Consider the following 18,180-nt stretch of genomic DNA (forward strand, 5'->3'; position numbering starts at 1 on the left):
GCCTCCTTCATGCGATCTCCGCGCTCGGCTGGGGCGGCACGATGTTCGGCGGATTGACCGTAACGCCGATGTCCATCGCACCGGTTGGTGTGTACTCAAACCAGGTGGAGATCAGCGAGGCCTCGGCATTTGCCGAGATGTCGGCGTTTTTGTCCGCGCCCCCCGGCACCCCGTCAGCGCCAAAGCAAATCAGGTCGTAGTCCCCGCTGTCGCCTGGGCATTTGTAGTAGTAGTCATGCCCCCAGGTCACATCGGTGGCCGGTACGCTCGTATAAGTCGACAGCAAGGCCTCTTGCGGTGTCGCCGGATCCAAGGCGAGTTGTTGATTGTTGGCCTGCGTGTTGTAGTCGTTGATGCCATTGTACGTGGTGCCATTGATGACAACCGGACCGTCCAAGAAAGCCGTCAGCGCAGCCACTGGAATCGTGTTCCCGGTGAGTCCGGCTGGAAAACTTCCCGTCGCCGCCTTGCAGGCGTTCAGCAACTGAATCATATATTGCATCTCGCGCCAGACGCGGCGTTGTTCAAGAAAGAGCAGAGGGCGCGCGTTCTGCTCGGGGTTCGCCGGTGGAAACCCGGGGTAGTTGGTGTTGGCGAAATTCTGAATCTCCTGCGCGATCGTCACATAGGGGTGCGGCCCCGGCAGGGAACCGAATGAACCGGATTCTATTAAGCTAGTAAAACTTGACTCAAAACCGGATCGAATCGTCAACACGACGCGTGCCGCGCCGGAGCGGAGAAACATGCGGTGTGTCGGATCGGGATGATACAGAAACTTCTTGAAGTCCCACAGTTTGTTGTCATCCCAGAAGTAGGGATAGGTGAAGTACAGGACGTTCTCCCACTCGATCGCGTTATGCAAATACTTGATGAATTCGCCGCGCTCCAGCACGCTTATCCACTCGGCTTCGGTCAGACGGTTGGGATCCAGCACATCGCCGACACCCGGATGGCTGGCATCGCTGCCGAACAGCCCTGACAGGTTGAACGGCACCAGATAAAATTGCGGTCCCAGCAGCCACCGCAATACCCCTTTCATGATTTCCTCGCGCTCCATGCGGCGCAAAGTCAATGCGTCGAAGTCGGCGATCTGCTGTGTCAGCTTCGCCTGCTCGTCACGGTAGTTTTGAAGATTTTTGTTGTACTGCTCTTCCGCAGCCTGACGAATCTGCCCCCAAACTTGGAGCCGCCAGTCGAGCAGCACCTGCACCTTCGGCCGGCAAATGAACGTGATGTTGATCGCATAGTTGTAGACATACTGATACATGAAGTCGATCGACAGATGTCCGGACATGCCGATCAGCCTGTTTAAACCCGCGCTCAAAGTTTCGCTGCCGAGCATCAATAAAAACGAGCGTGTATCACCCTCATTTCTTTGGTAGTTCAATTCGAACTGCACCGTATAGATGTAGTAGTTCTCGTCGATGTCGAAGTCGATCGAATCAAAGTGCACGTTGTCGTAGTCGTTGACCGGTTGTGTCTCTTTGTGCACGTTGACCCATTTGCGCGCTTCGGGCGGCGCGGTCACCGCGGCATTGTATTGGGCGGCGAGCGTGTCGTAGTTCGAAATCAAATGCGGGTCGGTCGCCAGCGAGTTGTAATAGATCGCCGTCAGCGGCAGCGTGAAGCTAAACGGTGTGCCGATCAATGCATCGAGCTTTTTGACGTCTTCAACCAGTCTGACGATGCCGGCTCCGGGGTTCGGAATGACGATGTCGTAGGTCATTCTCAGCCCGTAGCGCAAGAGATCGACCTTCCACTTGCGCGCCAACTGAAAATAATCGATGCGCATCGTGTCGGTTGCGCTTGGGTTCGAAATCACGCGCACCGACTGGTCTTCGCTGCCGACCACCGAGCTTACTTTAAACGTCACTTTGTGATCTTTTTTCGTACGGGCCGAAGCCTTCTTCGTAATCTCCATGCTGTGATTCCGGCTGTCCTTCTTCGACCGGGTATCGTTCGATGTCGCCGAATAGCCGAAGTTGGTGCTCAGCGTGACCGCGCCATAACTGGCCGACAGCGAGGCGCCGACATTGAGCGCGGTCGCATGTTGCGACTGCGAGTCGGTCGACATCGCGATGTCATTCTTCTCGGCCACCCCCTGTTCGCTGTAGCCCTCGAAGAAATCTTGCACGATGTCTTCAAATTCGCGCTCCGTGATCGACCATTCTTTATGACTGATATTGACCGTCTCGCCGGGCGCCAGCGGCACCGAATTCGCCAACTCGCCGCGCTCGACGCCGGCGGGGCACATCTCGACGCGCTCCAGATGAAGATTGCCGACCGGTTCCACCATCATGCGCGACTGGAAGCCGTTGATCGCCCCGCCCACCGAAGTGGGGTTGAGTACCGTCGCAAACACGCTCTGTAACGTGCCAAGCAGCGCAGGAACATTGCCGGCCGCGGCACGCTCATCGAGCGTGACACCGAGATACGGCTGCAGTTGTTGTGCAAGACTCGAAAACAAGCGCGGATGCGCCTTTTCCGCCCATCCGATGGCGGCCGCATTCGATGGCTGATAACTTGCCCCTGCATCGGCCGCCAACGACGACGAGAACGCCTCGGGTAGGGGACGCGATTCGTCGATCGTGATCGAGACGGTTTGCCCGCGCAGTTCCAGCTTGCTCTTTGCGCCGGCAGTCTTGGTCCGTGCCGATGACGGTGCCTTGGCTGCGGCAAGCGGTGTGACGCTTGTGATGATCGGCAGGCCGTTGGCCGATTCGCCCGTTTGCACGGTCGCGCCCTTGGGATCCGCCGTCTTCCGTGCTGTCGGTGAACCGGTATTTCCCTCCGACGGCACAACCAGCGCGGCGCGATAGGCGACGACGATTTCTGCGACAGATTTCGTGATCGACTCCACCATCTGCGCGCGATAAGCCGCCAGTTGTTGCGCGATCGCGATCAAGGTGGCCGGCGCAATCGCGGCGAACAGCGCGGCACTATTCAGTGTGGAAGTGCCGGTCTGATCGGCAATCAACCGAGCGATCGCCTTATACGCCTCGGGTAGTTGAGCCTGATGCTCAGCCGTGAGTGATGATGTGATTGCAGCTGATTGCCTGGGTAATGCCGCCAATTCGGGTGCAACGATCCGCAGCGCCTGCACAAAAGCGGCTTTTTCAACTGCGCGGGTTAAATGAGCAGTCGGCGGTGCGCTGCGCACATCGCCGGTCTGTGCGGGACTGATCTGGCAATATGTTGCTTTATAACTCGTGCGCTGTGCATTTCTGAGCGGGGCCATAAATCCAGTCTCCTCAAAAAACCGTATCGACTTTTGTCGAGTATAGAGATGTCAGAGGCATCATGTCCGTCATGTTTGTAATAGGCCTGCGCAACGAATGGCAAGTCCGAAAATGGCCCTGGTGCATCAAAGGGACAGATGTGCGATGGCGCTCAGAACTTCTTGGTGCAGGGGTAGAGATGTCGGGCACTTCGGTTCTAGATCCTCCCCCGGGATAGGAAGCTGAGATACAATTGCCATTCATTTGAAGCAATGTTCAGGTTGACGTAATACGGGTGTTCGTCATCGTGTGTCAAGCGAACAAGCCGTGCTATATTCCGTCGGACGTCTGCCTTTGCGGCTGGAGTCACGGACTCATTGGCCAGGATCACCAAATACGTCCCGATCATTTCCTCGACGCTGGCCGGTCAGACGCTCCTTGATCGATTGCTTCCTGATTATTCTATTGAGCGACCGGTTGAATGCACATTTCTGTATCAGGGCTGCAACGATACGTATGCCGTCAGGACCGCGAATGGTCCATCCTATGTGCTTCGAGTTTATCGCCATGGATGGCGAACTTTTCCGGACATTTCATATGAAATCGACGCGCTCCTCCACTTAGTCCGCAAAGGGGTATCAGTCTCACGGCCCATTCCGGCCACGGACGGACGGATCATTCGTGAGCTACCGACTCTCGAAGGAAATCGCTATGCCGTGCTGTTTACTTATGCAGCCGGACAAGAGTTGTCGTTCAAGAACCATGAGCCGCGACATTTGGGCCGGGCATTGGGAACGCTGCATCACTCTATGGATGATTTTTACAGTCCACATCGTCGTGCGATGATCGACTGGGACCATCTCATCGACATCCCGCTGAAGCGCCTTGAACCACTATTCACTCATCGGCGCAAAGATTGGATGTATGTACGGAGGCTCTCTGAAAGATTGCGACATGAGATAGACGGCCTTGTTCTCAGGGATCAAGGGTTTTGTCATGGAGATGTTCATGAATGGAACGTCCATATTTCAAACTCGAAAGCCATAACGTTTTTCGATTTCGATCTCTGCGGCATCGGATGGCGTGCCTATGATCTGGCTACACTTCGATGGAGCGCGAGATGGGCGGCACGAGAAACAAAAGTCTGGGGAACTTTTCTAAAAGGATATCGGGAAAGACGCGCACTCCCTCCCGCAGACCTCAGGGCTGTTCCGCTGTTCATCGGCATCCGTCATGTCTGGTTGATGGGGCACCACGCAGGGGAAACACAATATCGAGGACAGGCAATATTCAGAGACCTTCACATTGATCGCCATCTCACTTTCCTGCGGGGCTGCGAGAAGGACTATCTGCGACGCCGGACCGGCGCTCGCCGGTGATGGAGAAACTCTCTTCGTTGGCCGACTAAATAGCTGTGCCGTCATGCTTATCCGGAAAGGTAAATCACGACTGCACGGGGCAAAAAAGTGAGCGCTAGATCGTTTCATCCGCGGACGTGAATATCGGAGAGACTACGCCTGAATGACCCGCGGACTTGGAAGCTGTAACCCCAGATGCGCAGATTCGAAAAACGAGAAATACGACCAGTTAATCTTTATGATGATAGAGTGCTTATATCATAGTGTAATCACTGACAAATATTGACTGCTGTATGCGATGGTTTAAGATCATGACACACTACGAATCCGCTACCAACCGTGACCCAAAATACTACCATCGAAGCCAATTCCTCCATTTAGACCGATCTTCTCGGCGTCACCTACGATCTATTTCACCGAGTGATAGGTAGACGCCGTCGAACTCTCCTCTTGCCTGGCCTCTTGTCCTAGGGTATGAAACGCCGGATGCATTGCAGGATTTTCTCGCCTGAGAGGTTCTCTGCATGAGAATGCTAGGATCATGGTTGCTGGTGTTCTCGGTTTTCTTCTCGGCGGCATCCCTCTCAGCTGAAGACAATGCTGCTCATACTTCAGGTAAACAACCCCGGTCAGCTACTGCAGAAGTCAATCATCCAAAGCATCGCAGAACGCCATTCGTACTTCTCGTTTCCCTCGATGGCTTTCGTGCCGATTATCTCGATCGATATGATCTCCCGAATTTTCGACGCCTCATGAGAGAGGGAGCGCGAGCCCAGGGCCTTATTCCTGTCTTTCCCTCTGTGACGCGTCCCAACCACTATTCCATTGTGACGGGACTCTATCCAGAGCGTCATGGGATCGTGGGGCATTGGTTCTATGATCCAGATCGTGAAGAGGTCTTCGACAATCAAACACAGACCGATGCAACATGGTATCGGGGCGATCCCATCTGGGCCGTTGCGGAGCGCCACGGGATGCTGACCGCCTGCTATTTCTGGGTCGGCTGTGGTGCGAAAGCCATTAAGATTCCCCAAACTGTCCCAACCTCATTTGACTCAACCGCAGCAAATGAGGTGCGCGTAGATCAGGTCTTGTCGTGGTTACAATTGCCAGACGCTCAAAGACCGCATTTCCTGACGTTGTACATAGGTGACGTGGATGATGCAGGTCATGAGTTCGGCCCCGATTCACCCGAACTGCAGATAGCGGTGGAAAAAGTGGATCGTGAGTTGGGCCGCCTCCTCAGTGGATTAGATACACTTGAGCATCGCCATCAGATCTATGTGATTGTCGTCAGTGATCACGGAATGGCGCATGCCGATCCTAAAAACTTTGTTTGGATGGACGACCTTGGGTCTGAAGACGGGGTATTCAAGGATGGGGTATGGATGGGGACGCTGGCTACGGTTGCTAATCTCCATTTGATTCGAGGCAAGAGCGACGCTGTCACAGTTAGGGATCAGATTAATCGAAGGCTTAAACAGGGAAAGGCGTTTCTGAGAGAGGACACTCCAGCATCGTTACACTATCGGAAAGACCCCAGAATCGGCGACGTAGTTGTTCTCATGGACCGGCCGTATCTTATTTTCTGGAAGGGGAGTCAACCTGTCACCCTGCGGGGAGAACACGGATGGAATACGTCTGACCCAGACATGCACGGAATTTTTCTTGCAAGAGGTCCTGGTATTAAACGAGGGAGCCAAATTTCCGCATTCGAGAATGTCGATATCTACCCATTTATTGCGGAACTACTGAACCTTAAGATTTCTCAGGACATCGATGGTCATCCTCATCGATTGAAGCATTTGATCATGGAATGATTAAACTGCCGCTTTGTGCGGAAGCAGCGTCGTAGCAGATTCCTGAGATCAAAAAGGAGAATGAGTTGAGGTGATTTGAAGCGGAGGAAAGGCTTCGCGGATGTTTAAGACGATCCTCATCCTAGCTGCTTTTGTAATCATAAATTATCGAAGCGCAGAACCCCACGGTGACACAAGGAGGAGGTTTTATCGATGACGTCAACTTACCTGAATGCCGGAGTGAACGTAGATACAGCAAACAGCGTGAAGGCGGGATTCGCGGAGCTTTTAGAGAAAAAGGGCGTAACACTCAGCCGGAAGAACGCCTTTGCCGCGATCATCGATCCCGGCTTTTCACGGTTTAAAGATCCTTTACTGGTGCTCAAATCCGAGGAACCGGGGAGCAAGCAACTGCTCGCATTCGAGAACGATCGGATCGAATCCGTCTGTTTCGACATGATCAACTATTTAGTAATGACTGCGTCTGTTGTGGCGCAGAACCAGTGGCGATTCAAGATGTGATTATTTGCGGAATGCTTGAGGCAGATATTGTTACGCGCATCGTGAATGCAATTTCCGACGCGGCGAAGCAGCAAGGCTGCTTTCTTTCGGGAGGGGAAACATCCGAACAGCCGGGCGTGCTTTCAAAAGGGCGGTATGTACAATAATGTCGACGCGACCGTGTACCTTCAGAGATATTGTCCAGCAGCGATCTTTAATTTTCTTCGCGAAGCCGGGTCAGGCTCCGATGCCGATATGCTTCGCACCTTCAATCTCGGTGTCGGCATGGCACTCGTTGTTTCACGTAGCACACTGGGCGTCACGATGAAAAGTCTTGAGCAGAGCCTGTCCCGCATTCGAGATCGGTTCGATCGTTCCCGGAGACGGCCGTGTTCGAATGAACGGCAACATCGGATGGCCGTAGATTCACTTTCACCCGGTCTACAGCACATCGTCCACACGGGAGGTGTATGGCCAGCTACGGTTAGTGCCATACTTTTAGCGATGCCGGCAGGAAACGGCCACGCACGAGATTTCCCCGCAGATTGCGCGCCTGTTCGAGCATGAACCCGTGCACAGTCCGCACATGATGGTGGCAGCGTCAAGCCATGGCAAACCTGAGGACGCGGCCATCATTTTGCCATCTATAAGCCATTCAGGAAAGTATCGTGGACCAGCAGCCTAACGGAGGAGGCATAGTGCTAAAGGTCATACTTGCTCTTTTTCTTGTGTGTTGTTCTTCTACGGTGGAGGCACGAATGGAGCAGTTTAGCAGCGAAACCAGATATACGTTTCCCTCCGGAAGCACTGCGACGTTCTCAGCGGGTTGGTCATTTGATTTCGAACGCAGTGTGCTCAGCAGTCCGGAAAGCGATCTCAATCTGTATTTCTTTGAAGACGCGTTTGATGCAGACGTGGAAGCGTTAGCGTTGCGGTATTGGAAGAAGGTCAATCCAGATTTTGATTGGAAAGTGTATGAAAATGCCTCTTTTCCTGGCAGTGACGGGTGGAGTGTAATCCATCAGATTAGCTACGACGTGCCTGTAAGAGAGAGCCAATCCGTATTCGCAGTGGTTCGGGTTGTTGATGAGAAAGCGTTCATCAGTTTGGCCGAAGGGTCTGCAGCCGCATTTGGACGGCGCGGCGCCCAATTTCAGACGGCGTTATACGGCTGGAAGCCAGCGGGATTGAAGAAGGAAGCGTTGGGAGAACGCACCGCCAAACTATTCGATGACACGTTACAAAATGAGTTCACCGAACTGGTTAACAGGCTCATGACCGACCTTCAAATTCCAGGGGCGTCCATTGCAGTGATTTCTGATGGAAAAATCGTCTACGAGCGAGCGTTCGGCGTCAAACAGCTGGGTAGTCCCGATGAGGTCCAGAACACGACGCCATTTATGATCGGCTCTATAACCAAACCGCTAACCACCTTAATGCTCGGCAAGCTCGTGGAGTTGGGAACGATCACGTGGGACACACCCGTTCAAACTTTGCTTCCGGACTTCACGCTGGCGGATAAGAATTTGACATCCAAAATGCTCATGAAGCACACCGCCTGTGCGTGCACCGGCATGCCACGGCGAGATTTATTTGTCATTGGGCCCGAGGACGTTTCAGCGGAGGACATGATTGTGCAGATGGCTTCCTGGAAACCAACCACCGGATTTGGAGAAACCTTTCAGTACTCCAATGAGCTGGTTGCCGTAGGGGGATATGCCGGCGCATCGGCCTACAGACGATCAAGCTCATTGTTTCGCAGCTATCAGCAGGCCATGAACGATCTCATCTTTATGCCACTAGGGATGCACACGAGCTTTGTCAAACCTTCACCCGAACAGAATTCATCGCTGGCCGCTCCACATGCACAGGATTTCAATGGAACCATGACCGCCATCCCTCAAGCGATCGACAACATGGTCTACAGTGTCGCGCCTGCCGGATCGATCTGGTCCACAGCTGGAGATTTGGCCAAGTACGTCTTGTTGGAGCTGAACGAGGGGAAAGGGGAAAACGGCCAACAGCTTGTGGCCTCAGACCAAATACAAAAGCGGCGTGCCCAGGGTGTGAAGATTAGTGATACCGCCTGGTATGGGTTGGGATTAGGTATCCTGGATGACAGGGGCCTTCAGGCGATCGGGCACAACGGGGGCACGTTTGGGTTCTCATCAGATCTCTGGTTCGTGCCGAAAGACCGGCTGGGAATGGTGGTGTTGACCAATGCGGGAATGTCCCATGCTTTTCACGACATCGTGAGACAGAAACTAATGGAGTTGTTGTATGACGCAGAGAAGAAGTCAGAGGAGCGAATCATCTCCGTACTTCGGCGGGAAGAAGATGGCTTGAAACAAGCACATGAGAGGGTCAAAACACAACCGACCGATATTGAATGGATCAAGGAGTATGTGGGGACCTATCACAATGGTGAACTTGGCGTGCTTGAAGTAAAAATGCTGAATAATGATATTGTCTTCGATGTTGGTCGATGGAGTTCCACGATAGGGTCCGCTGTCGAACACGATGGAGACAAGTTGATCGCGCTCACTGCGGCTCCTTGGTCAGGGTCCTGGGAAATCATGGTAGTCAACAAGCCGAAGAAACTGATCCTCGATTTTGGACAGCATAAGTATGAGTTCGTTGAGGCACAGAAAGACTGATCAAAAGATAGAGATACGGATGAGCTGCCGAAGGATCGCTTCAGCTTCAGCAAACTGGAAGCATACTAGCGTCTCTAGGATGCTCGTTCATTCCTTGGTTGGGTAGAACTTTTGCACCGTTCAGATAAAATACAGGTTTTCGATAAAGCACTCGCTGTGCTTGACCTTCGAGCAGGAGAGAAACAGGCGGTTCTCGACATCGGGTGCGGCACAGGAGAATTACTTGGCCGCCTTGCACAAGTGGTACGGAATGACTCCAAACTCATCGGCCTCGACGCGCTGGAACGATCCATTGCTCAGGCCAAGACAGACCATCCGAACGTGGAGTTTATCTGTTACAAATTCGACGATCGATTGCCATTTCCGGATAAGCTCTTTGATGTGGTTGTGTCCATCGATACCATCGAATGTATTAAGAATAAACAAGCTTTGCTCAGTGAGATCCATCGGGTTCTCAAACCGTGTGGAAAGGTTCTCGCCATGCACTGGGACTGGGATACACAGACGTACAGCGTCAAAAATAAGAACCTCGCACGAAAAGCTGTTTGGGCATTCTCCGACTGGAAACAACCATGGATGGACGACTGCGACGGACAGATGGGCAGAAAACTTTGGGGCCTGTTTGAGGGAAGCAACAAATTCCACGGGCGTCCGGATACATTTTGCCTTCTCGAAACGAAATTTGAGCCCGGCCACTATGGCTTTGACCGCATGCAAGATCTAGCAGCGCTTGTCAGCCCGGCCAACGTTGATCAGGAAGACTATGAGGCGCTTAAGTCTGAATTGTCTGAGAGTCACGCCAACGGGCAATATCTTTATAGCGTGACGTCATTTATCTATCTCGGACAAAAGATTTAGCGGAAGCGTATCGTGGTAATTCGCACGCTTTAAGACCGACGAATGAGCAAGTCCTTTTACCGATCGCATCGTATCTAGCCGAACGGAAGGATGCTCATGTGGGACTTGCCATCTACGGCACGGAGGACGTTCGGTGCATCGCAAAGTCCATCGAAGATTTCTCTCAACAGGAGCCTGAGTCTCCTCCGATCCAGTACGCACGGCCATACCTGACCTCCATATCGGAGTAAGACGGCTGAGGAGTCTCGAAATGGCACCGCGAAGAGCGCCCAATTGAATCCCATCGCCTCAGAATATCGAATAAATGGCTGGAGCCATAACACTTCCTTCAAGGAAAAACGCCAGCGTCGCAAGCATCAGGATGGCAAAGATGAGCGGAGCCAGCCAGTACGACCGTCGCTCCATTACGTACGCCTGCACGTCATGAATCAACTGTGAGTAGTCCCGAGCTCCCGATACAAGACTCATACATTCTCCTTTTGCAAGCCGTAAGAAAGAGACACCGAAACTATGATTGCCATGCCGGTCGATGAATTCATATTTTGTGCTGGCCCTGCCATTTCGCGATCTGCCTGCTGCTTCGCAGGGCCGCATCACGAAACAGGATAAAGGCGAAGATCGCCCCCGGATAAAACCAGAACCCGCCGAAACGCGACGAGATGCCTCCTGCAACCAATGCCACGATGATCGAGAGAAAATCGGTCACCGGTCCCAGGGGCTCGTACACCTGCATGTGCCTCGCATCAGTTCGATAGCCGTCTTTGCGAACCAGTTCCTGTTGCCACGGGCGCTTTTCATACGGCTTCAGTCTGTCGGTCTGTGCCACCGCCGGTGCTGACGTGTCCCTGAGCACATGATCATCACAGGCGTCGATGCAGGCGTAACATTTGATGCATTCGCGGTTGATGACCTTGCCGTTGAAGTGAAAGATTTCCCGACTCACATCGATGCCCTGAGGACAGGCGTTGCTGCAGTCGCGGCAGCCGGTACATTGAGCGACACGAGTGATCTTCGACTGCACAGGCGAGATGTTCATCAGAGGCACCATCATCGTCGCATACGGGCAGAGAATCCGACAGAAGGCGCCATGCCCGTAACGCAGATTCAGCACGACGCTCATCGTAAATTGGATGAAGACGGCCAACCCGAAGGCCAAGAGGAAATCGTGCCAATTGGCTTGAATGGAGAAGTTGAACGGGGCGGTCTTGGCAAACGCCTGTCCTTCGTACCCGGGCAAGTCCGCCACCGGAGGCGGCGACATCACGTCCACCCGTGGAGTGAATCCAACGTTATGAACGAGAATGATGACGGGCAGCAGAAGCACAAATAGCGCACCGACACGGAGCAGCCATCGATGCTGCGTGTTCACGAGCACGTTTCGCTCGCGAACGTTCAGATACTGTTGCACCTTGAGTTTTCTCAAAATCCAATCTGCGAATTCGATCGCACCGCGCATGTGGCAGACCCATCCGCAGAATCCACGGCCGAATATGAAAATCGACAGGAGAATGAGGATCACCATGATTGACGCGGCATTGATCCAGCCCTTGGCGAGAGATGGCACCCCCATCATGGCCGTCTTGCCCCAGATTTCGATCCCGAAGACATGCCAGGAAATGAGGTGAACGGCGATGTAGGCATGCACGGCCGCGAGCGAGATCATTCGCCACTTGTATCGAAATGAAACCGGTTGCGGGCGAGATGAGTGCGAGATGGAGCAGGAAGAATGAGTGTCCGATCTGAGCGAATCAATGCTGATCAACGGGAGGGAGGAGGAAGGTGTGTCGGTGAGATTCCCCATCAAAGTCGGATTCCTGATTAACGTGAGTGAAGGCTAGCATCGGTGTGAAGTGGCGACAATAAGGGTAAACAACTAAGTTATTTAATACCCGCAACAGTAATGTAGCGTAATTTACAGGCGATTTAGCGTTTCGGGCACCTTTTAAGAAAAATGGCCTCACTCGTAGGAGGTACGTGTGATAACGCTCAGACCGCACACAGCGGAACTGCTCACTTTCATCGAAATGACCGAAGATTGGTGCCTGGAAAGCTCGAAGTTTCTCCCGACGGGTGTTAGGCAAGACCTGAATGGATCAATTACGTGATTTAAACCGCGCTGCGCGACCTAAAAGGCCGGGGAGACAATGTTGTGAAAAGCGTTGTGATGACGTCTCCCCCGAAAACGACGGCAACTTAAAACTGGAGTAGACTACCGGCTTCGACGGTCCTCGACGAAAGGAGTGGATCGATGAAGCGGTCGAAGTTCTCCGAAGAGCAGATTGTCTACGCCCTGCGACAGGCCGAGTCGGGCACCCCGATTGGGGATGTCTGTCGGCAACTTGGGATAGCCGAGCAGACCTTCTACGCGTGGAAAAAGAAGTACGCCCACCTGGGAGTGAGCGAACTCCGACGGTTACGCCAGCTCGAGGAAGAAAATAGCCGGCTGAAACGGCTCGTGGCCGATCTCTCGCTGGATAAGCATATGCTGTCGGAGGCCTTGCGAAAAAAAGTCTGAGGCCCGCCCGCCGTCGAGAACTCGCGCACTGGTTGCACGAGACGTGCTCGGTGAGCTGTCTGCGGGCCTGTCGACTGGCGCAGTTTAGTCGCGCGGCCTGGTATCGAACAAGTCGGGCGAAAGATCAATCGGCACTACGGTTGCGTCTCCGTGATCTGGCTCACGCGCGACCCCGCTTTGGCTATCAGCGGATCTGGGTGCTGTTACGGCGTGAAGGGTGGGTGAGCAATCGCAAACGGGTGCGCCGCCTTTATCGCCTCGACGGTTTACAGCTGCGCATGCGGGTGCGGCGCCGCAAGCACATCGCGCTCCACCGGGGGCCGGCTCCGGTGGCGGTGGGTCCACACGAGCGCTGGAGCATGGACTTTGTGCATGATAGTCTCGCCGACGGCCGGCCGTTTCGGATTCTGACCGTCGTCGATAACTGGAGTCGCTCTAGCCCGGTGCTCGAGGTGGGATTTCGCATGACCGGCATGCTAGTGAGTCAGGTTCTGGATCGGGTGCTCGGCACAGCGGCGGGGCCGCGCTCGATTACGGTGGATCATGGGACGGAATTTCAGTCTCGCGCCTTGGAAGATTGGGCCTACCGTCGCGGGGTACAACTGGACTTCATCCGACCGGGCAAGCCCGTGGAGAATGCCTTCATTGAGTCATTGAATGGCCGTCTACGTGATGAGTGTTTGAATGTGCATCAGTTCGTCTCCTGGGCGGAGGCGCAAGCGATTGTCGAAGCCTGGCGGGTGGATTACAATCACCACCGCCCCCACAGCTCACTCGGCCACCTGACACCGATGGAGTTTGTCAGTCAACGTCAGATCATGCAGACCGTCGAGGAAGTCGTCTGTTCTGGGTAAGAGTTGTCTCCACACGGGGCCAACGTCAGTGAAATGAGTGGGGAAATCAGGGCTCGTCCTCGTGAGGGGGCCATTCTTTTGATGGGTTGTTTCCCTCTCTCATCGAAGAATATGCTACATCCATGTCCGATACATACGATAGTCACGGTTACGTGGAAAGTCTCAAGCGGGATAGTGTTTTAGAGGCTTCTCGCGACCTCGAATATCTTTGTCACATTCGAACAAGCGTTGAGCAGGAATTCGACTTAACAGACCCGGAGATAATCGAGTACACAGTTCGCATAGTCCAAGAACTAATAGAAAAAGGCTATTGCAGCCTCGCCACGTGGGGAGAGGAGGGATATGGGAGTAAGAAAATTGAAATACTCAAAAAAAGTGTAGCAGAGCTGGAGGATATTATTAAGCAACATACAGGATATGTATCGACTTGCTTTGATTATTTTCTCGTCACAACGAGAACTGGGGAAGATTGGGTAGATCGATATAACAAGCTAGTGAGTGAGTTATGAAGCGATCCTGATTTCATGGCCAACTCATTGGCGCTTCCACCCCGTCTCCGCGTCGTCTACACGTCTGCCTTGACGCTTCTGAAGTAATCATAAGTCGTTGATTTGCGTTGATTTGATGGTGCGCCCGACAGGACTTGGACCTGTAACCCCAGATCCGTAGATGTACCCGACGATATTGAAACAGAGGAATAGCGAGCAATTGTCTAAGGAACTGTGACACGAAGGGACATAGAAAGGACAAGCGCTCGGCAATTCTGCAACACAGGCGCAATATGTTTCAGTTTCAGTTAGACAGTGAGCCCCTGCGTGGCCCCCGGGGATATCCTTGCGCCAGGGCACCCGGGGGGGTGCGGGTTCTATACCGCGACAAGTTTGGCCCGATTTGTTTTCTGATCCTCTCAGAGAGGCTGGGGGTAGGCGTGTCCAGGTTTCTCTAGACTGATCAAACTAGGATTTTTCTAAAAATAAGAAAAGGGCATTACCTAAGTCGGAGGCAATTCCATTACTGCCCAAGCAATTCCCCTTCGGCTTGCAGCCAGTCATCTAGTGCGCCTTGATGAATACGCTGCTGATAAATGTCATACGCTCTATTGGCAATCTGCTCACGAAAGACCTCTACTCGCCGATTGCTATCTGCATCCGTGTCGTTCCCTGGAGCCATGAAAGGAGCCGATGTTGTGGCCCATAAATAAAATGGACGATATGTGCCGAAGTACCATTGAGCAAACCACTGAGCCATTTCCTCACCATTAGGGAAGTATGCCTTCTGGATTGTTACATGACAGTCCTCGCCGAGCGCTTCCTCACCTGGTGTGCGGAGCGGGGAATCGAGTTGCGGTACATCCAACCCGGGAAACCGGATCAACATGCCTTTATTGAGCGCTTCAATCGGACCTATCGGACCGAAGTGCTCGATGCCTATGTCTTCGAGTCGCTCGAGCAGGTGCGCGAGATCAGTTGCGAATGGTTACAGAGTTACAACGAGGAGCGGCCCCACGATGCGTTAGCGGGCATGCCGCCGGCCACGTACCGAGCCCAACTTGAAGCCCAAAGTTCTCCTTTGGTCGCGTCTCGTTGACCGGGGAGCTTACAATCCGACATGGCCGCGACTGACTGCCGGAGAAAGACCATTCCAATGGACCAGTCCACGACGGCCAGCGTACCGGGTGGACACTCAGGTAGTCGGTCAGCAGGCGAAGGTAGGCACCGTTAAGAGAGTGTCACGACAGAGTGTCATCGGTTGGGCTGGGCGTACTGTAATGATTGGGCTGGCTCAAGCATCCTAGCGAACAAGCCCTCCCTCGACATTTCCACCGCTAACTAGGGAGCCGTTGAGTTTGGTGCTCACACCTGGATTGGCGAATTCCACCCGGTAAAGCTCAGTCGTTCCCGGCGTGGTTTGGTTGGCTTGGTACAGGACGCCTGTGGAGTCGGGAGTGAGCTCCAGAGAGCCAAACGGGTACACGCCACCGCCTGCAACCGTTGATCCATTAAGGGTTGTGCTCAGCCCAGGGGTCGAAAACGGAACCATGTATAACTCGCTGGTGCTCACCTTCTCCCGTGCCACATAGACGGCAGCAAGGCCATTTCGAGTAATCTCGAAGGCCCCGTTGAACGGAAGCAATCCCAAGTTCCCTGCCAGTGGACCGTTCAGTTTGGTATTTGTCCCTGGCGTGGAAAAGGGCGCCAAATATAGTTCGGTGGGAAAGGAAGGGCTGCTGACCGACACGCCAATGCCATTCCCGGCGAACACCGCTGCAGTACTGTCTGGAGTTACCCGATAGTGTAAGGCGTACACGTCAGACCCGTGCAGTTTGTCCACCGTCCCGGGGCTTGCGAACCGAACACGAAAGAGTTGCCGCTGGTCACCACTACTATTCGCGGTGAGGTAGACAACGCTTGAGCTGTCAGGCGTCACGCGGAATGAAAGAATATATGAGATCGCAAATGGCGCCAGCGGCGCATTCAGTTTAAATGCCCCCCCCGGCGTGGAGAAGGACACGAAGTACAACTCTGAGGTGAGAAAGGAGAACTGTGACCCCGGCGATGTGGGTAAAAACCGGCTCACGGTATATACAACGCCCGAGTTGTTGGGGAGTATCGACAGTGAGGAAACATCCGCATCAGTGGGCAGCAGACCGTTCAACTTGGTGCTCAATTCTGGGGTTGCCAAGAAGACACGGTACAACTCTACCGTATTCGCGGTATCTTGAGCAGCGCTATAAACAACTGAAGCATTGTCTGGTGTGATACTAAATCCAAAAAATACATTGCCGCCTGGAGCAAGAGGGCCATTCAATTTAGTGCTGATGCCAGGGGCTGCAAATGAGACTCGATAAAGTTCATGCACTTCGTCCGCAGCTTGGTCGGCCACGTAGATAACGGAGGAGCTATCCGCCGCTATCTGGAATGCATTCACGTCGCCCCCCAACGGGAGCATAGGATTGAGCTTCTTACTCACTCCAGGCTGCGCAAACTCCACTCGATAGAGTTCAATCGCATCAGCGGTATCTTGATTCGCTCGATACACGACCGCTGATCTGTCTGGGGTGATGGCGAAATCGACCACGCTCTGTCCGGTCGGAAGTGGAGGGTTCAATTTAATCAAGGACCCCACAAGGTACAGTTCAAACACTTCATCAGTGTCCTGATCAGCTCGATAGACAATCCGCTCCGTAGGAGAAGCCACGCTAGGGGTGGAGGATGAAGGATTACTGCCACCTCCATCGCTTCTGCCACTGCACCCGCTCAGTGTGATAGCAGCGAGCAGTGAAATGATCGCAGATCTAAGAAGAAGAGGGATGAGCATATTACCTTATGTCAGGGTGAGTTGCGCGGAGGGAATCCTGTTCTACATCACCAATTCGATCAATACCCCATTTGAGGGGCACCCAGCATGGATTTATCTCTTAAAAAATACGTGTAATAGAATCCAAGATGGTTTGAATACTTTTCATAACTACTTCAATTGAGCATGATCTCGTCAGGTGTAACCCGAGCTCAAACATTGGATTGCTGATGGTGTTAATCAGCTGCAGAATAGGCACAGGCCAGCGCCGACGAACAGCAACATAAGAAACGATCAAAAACTAGCAACGCTGGAAGCGTCTATCCCCGGGCGTCAATTTCGGAGAGGCTACGCCTAAATAGCCTGCGGCTCACACGAAGTGTGGTTTGGTGCGCCCGACAGGACTTGAACCTGTAACCCCCAGATCCGTAGTCTGGTGCTCTATCCATTGAGCTACGGGCGCGTGAGAAGAAGTGCGGTTCTTGCGGTAGCGCACGTTATACAGGTCCTTGAGTTGGGCGGTCAAGTCGGCAGTGAGGAATACAGCGCCTAATCTGTGTTTCCCCCGGCCTAGTTGCTTGACGCAAGATTCCCGTCTTCTCTATAGTTGCCCCGCTTGCTTCAAAGTTAAATCAGGAGGCTGGACATGATGCGGAGGACGTGGACGATCTTCTGTCTTGGAGTGCTTGCAGGCTGCGCGGCGGTGGAGGTGGAATCCGGTGCTCGACAGGTGAGGATCGTCACCAGCGAACCCCAAGGCTGTGAATACCTCGGCGAGGTCACGGGCAATCAGGGTAACTTTCTCACGGGTGGCTTCACGAGCAATGCGAATCTCGAGACCGGCGCGCGAAATGACATGAAGAACGAGGCCGCGAAGATGGGAGCCAATACGGTCCAAATGCTCACGAACCGGGCAGGACAGACCGGAACCATGGGGCAGGGAAGCGGCAGCATGGAACAAACGAATGTGACATACACAGGAATTGCTTATAAATGCCCTCCCACCCATTGAGGTAAAGAGCCGCATATAGACCGCACCCTAATCTCGCACTATCTGCTTGGATTTTTGTCCTGACAATCTCAACTACACAACCCTGAAAACATCCGTCGCGCCGTACGGGTG

Annotated in this window: 13 protein-coding genes, 1 tRNA gene and 1 pseudogene; 9 read left to right on the plus strand and 6 right to left on the minus strand. The window is 53.4% G+C overall.

Features of this window, described 5'->3' with window-relative positions:
• Positions 1-7: 7 nt before the first annotated feature.
• Entirely contained in the window at positions 8-3,238 is a 3,231-nt protein-coding gene (locus tag W02_RS21240) for a type II secretion system protein GspG (protein ID WP_197742108.1), read from the minus strand.
• Between the two features lie 357 nt (positions 3,239-3,595).
• Between W02_RS21240 and W02_RS01865 the strand changes: the two genes are divergently transcribed.
• The 6 genes from W02_RS01865 (at position 3,596) to W02_RS01890 (ending at position 10,391) form a co-directional block, all read left to right on the plus strand.
• The gene (locus tag W02_RS01865; protein WP_173044254.1) at positions 3,596-4,597 is read left to right on the plus strand and encodes a phosphotransferase enzyme family protein; all 1,002 of its coding nucleotides are present in this window, start codon (positions 3,596-3,598) and stop codon (positions 4,595-4,597) included.
• Between the two features lie 509 nt (positions 4,598-5,106).
• On the plus strand, positions 5,107-6,396 hold the full coding sequence (locus W02_RS01870) for an ectonucleotide pyrophosphatase/phosphodiesterase (protein ID WP_232068752.1): 1,290 nt from the start codon (positions 5,107-5,109) through the stop codon (positions 6,394-6,396).
• Positions 6,397-6,588: 192 nt separating this feature from the next.
• Positions 6,589-6,897, plus strand: coding sequence for a hypothetical protein (locus W02_RS01875; protein ID WP_173044258.1), 309 nt, complete (start codon positions 6,589-6,591; stop codon positions 6,895-6,897).
• Between the two features lie 11 nt (positions 6,898-6,908).
• On the plus strand, positions 6,909-7,043 hold the full coding sequence (locus tag W02_RS21935) for a hypothetical protein (protein ID WP_370467997.1): 135 nt from the start codon (positions 6,909-6,911) through the stop codon (positions 7,041-7,043).
• A gap of 591 nt (positions 7,044-7,634) precedes the next feature.
• Positions 7,635-9,533, plus strand: coding sequence for a serine hydrolase (locus W02_RS01885; RefSeq protein ID WP_173044261.1), 1,899 nt, complete (start codon positions 7,635-7,637; stop codon positions 9,531-9,533).
• 111 nt (positions 9,534-9,644) lie between these two features.
• Positions 9,645-10,391 carry a methyltransferase domain-containing protein gene (locus W02_RS01890; protein WP_173044263.1) on the plus strand — a complete coding sequence of 249 codons (747 nt, stop codon included), beginning with the start codon at positions 9,645-9,647 and terminating at the stop codon, positions 10,389-10,391.
• Between the two features lie 288 nt (positions 10,392-10,679).
• Here W02_RS01890 and W02_RS01895 read toward each other — a convergent pair whose 3' ends face one another.
• Together W02_RS01895 and W02_RS01900 are read right to left on the minus strand one after the other, a co-directional pair.
• The gene (locus W02_RS01895; RefSeq protein ID WP_173043552.1) at positions 10,680-10,859 is read right to left on the minus strand and encodes a DUF5989 family protein; all 180 of its coding nucleotides are present in this window, start codon (positions 10,857-10,859) and stop codon (positions 10,680-10,682) included.
• Positions 10,860-10,926: 67 nt separating this feature from the next.
• Complete coding sequence (locus W02_RS01900; RefSeq protein ID WP_173044265.1) at positions 10,927-12,054, minus strand: 4Fe-4S binding protein; 1,128 nt, start codon at positions 12,052-12,054, stop codon at positions 10,927-10,929.
• Positions 12,055-12,639: 585 nt separating this feature from the next.
• Here W02_RS01900 and W02_RS01905 point away from each other — a divergent pair.
• Positions 12,640-13,760, plus strand: a protein-coding gene (locus tag W02_RS01905; protein WP_370467949.1) for an IS3 family transposase whose coding sequence is annotated in 2 segments (ribosomal slippage) — positions 12,640-12,886 and positions 12,886-13,760 — 1,122 coding nt in all. Because the reading frame shifts where the segments join, the coding sequence is not laid out codon by codon here.
• 1,011 nt (positions 13,761-14,771) lie between these two features.
• Here W02_RS01905 and W02_RS01910 read toward each other — a convergent pair.
• Positions 14,772-15,008, minus strand: coding sequence for a DUF2934 domain-containing protein (locus W02_RS01910; protein ID WP_173044269.1), 237 nt, complete (start codon positions 15,006-15,008; stop codon positions 14,772-14,774).
• 48 nt (positions 15,009-15,056) lie between these two features.
• Between W02_RS01910 and W02_RS01915 the strand changes: the two are divergent.
• Positions 15,057-15,347: pseudogene (locus W02_RS01915) on the plus strand (transposase); the annotation flags it as partial.
• Between the two features lie 204 nt (positions 15,348-15,551).
• Here W02_RS01915 and W02_RS01920 read toward each other — a convergent pair.
• Together W02_RS01920 and W02_RS01925 are read right to left on the minus strand one after the other, a co-directional pair.
• Positions 15,552-16,958: a hypothetical protein gene (locus W02_RS01920; RefSeq protein WP_173044273.1), complete on the minus strand. Its 1,407-nt coding sequence runs from the start codon at positions 16,956-16,958 to the stop codon at positions 15,552-15,554.
• 486 nt (positions 16,959-17,444) lie between these two features.
• Positions 17,445-17,520, minus strand: a tRNA-Arg gene (locus W02_RS01925).
• Positions 17,521-17,706: 186 nt separating this feature from the next.
• Between W02_RS01925 and W02_RS01930 the strand changes: the two genes are divergently transcribed.
• The gene (locus W02_RS01930) at positions 17,707-18,069 is read left to right on the plus strand and encodes a DUF4156 domain-containing protein (RefSeq protein WP_173051324.1); all 363 of its coding nucleotides are present in this window, start codon (positions 17,707-17,709) and stop codon (positions 18,067-18,069) included.
• Positions 18,070-18,180: the final 111 nt, after the last annotated feature.

The sequence above is a fragment of the Nitrospira sp. KM1 genome (assembly GCF_011405515.1).
Classification (GTDB): domain Bacteria; phylum Nitrospirota; class Nitrospiria; order Nitrospirales; family Nitrospiraceae; genus Nitrospira_C.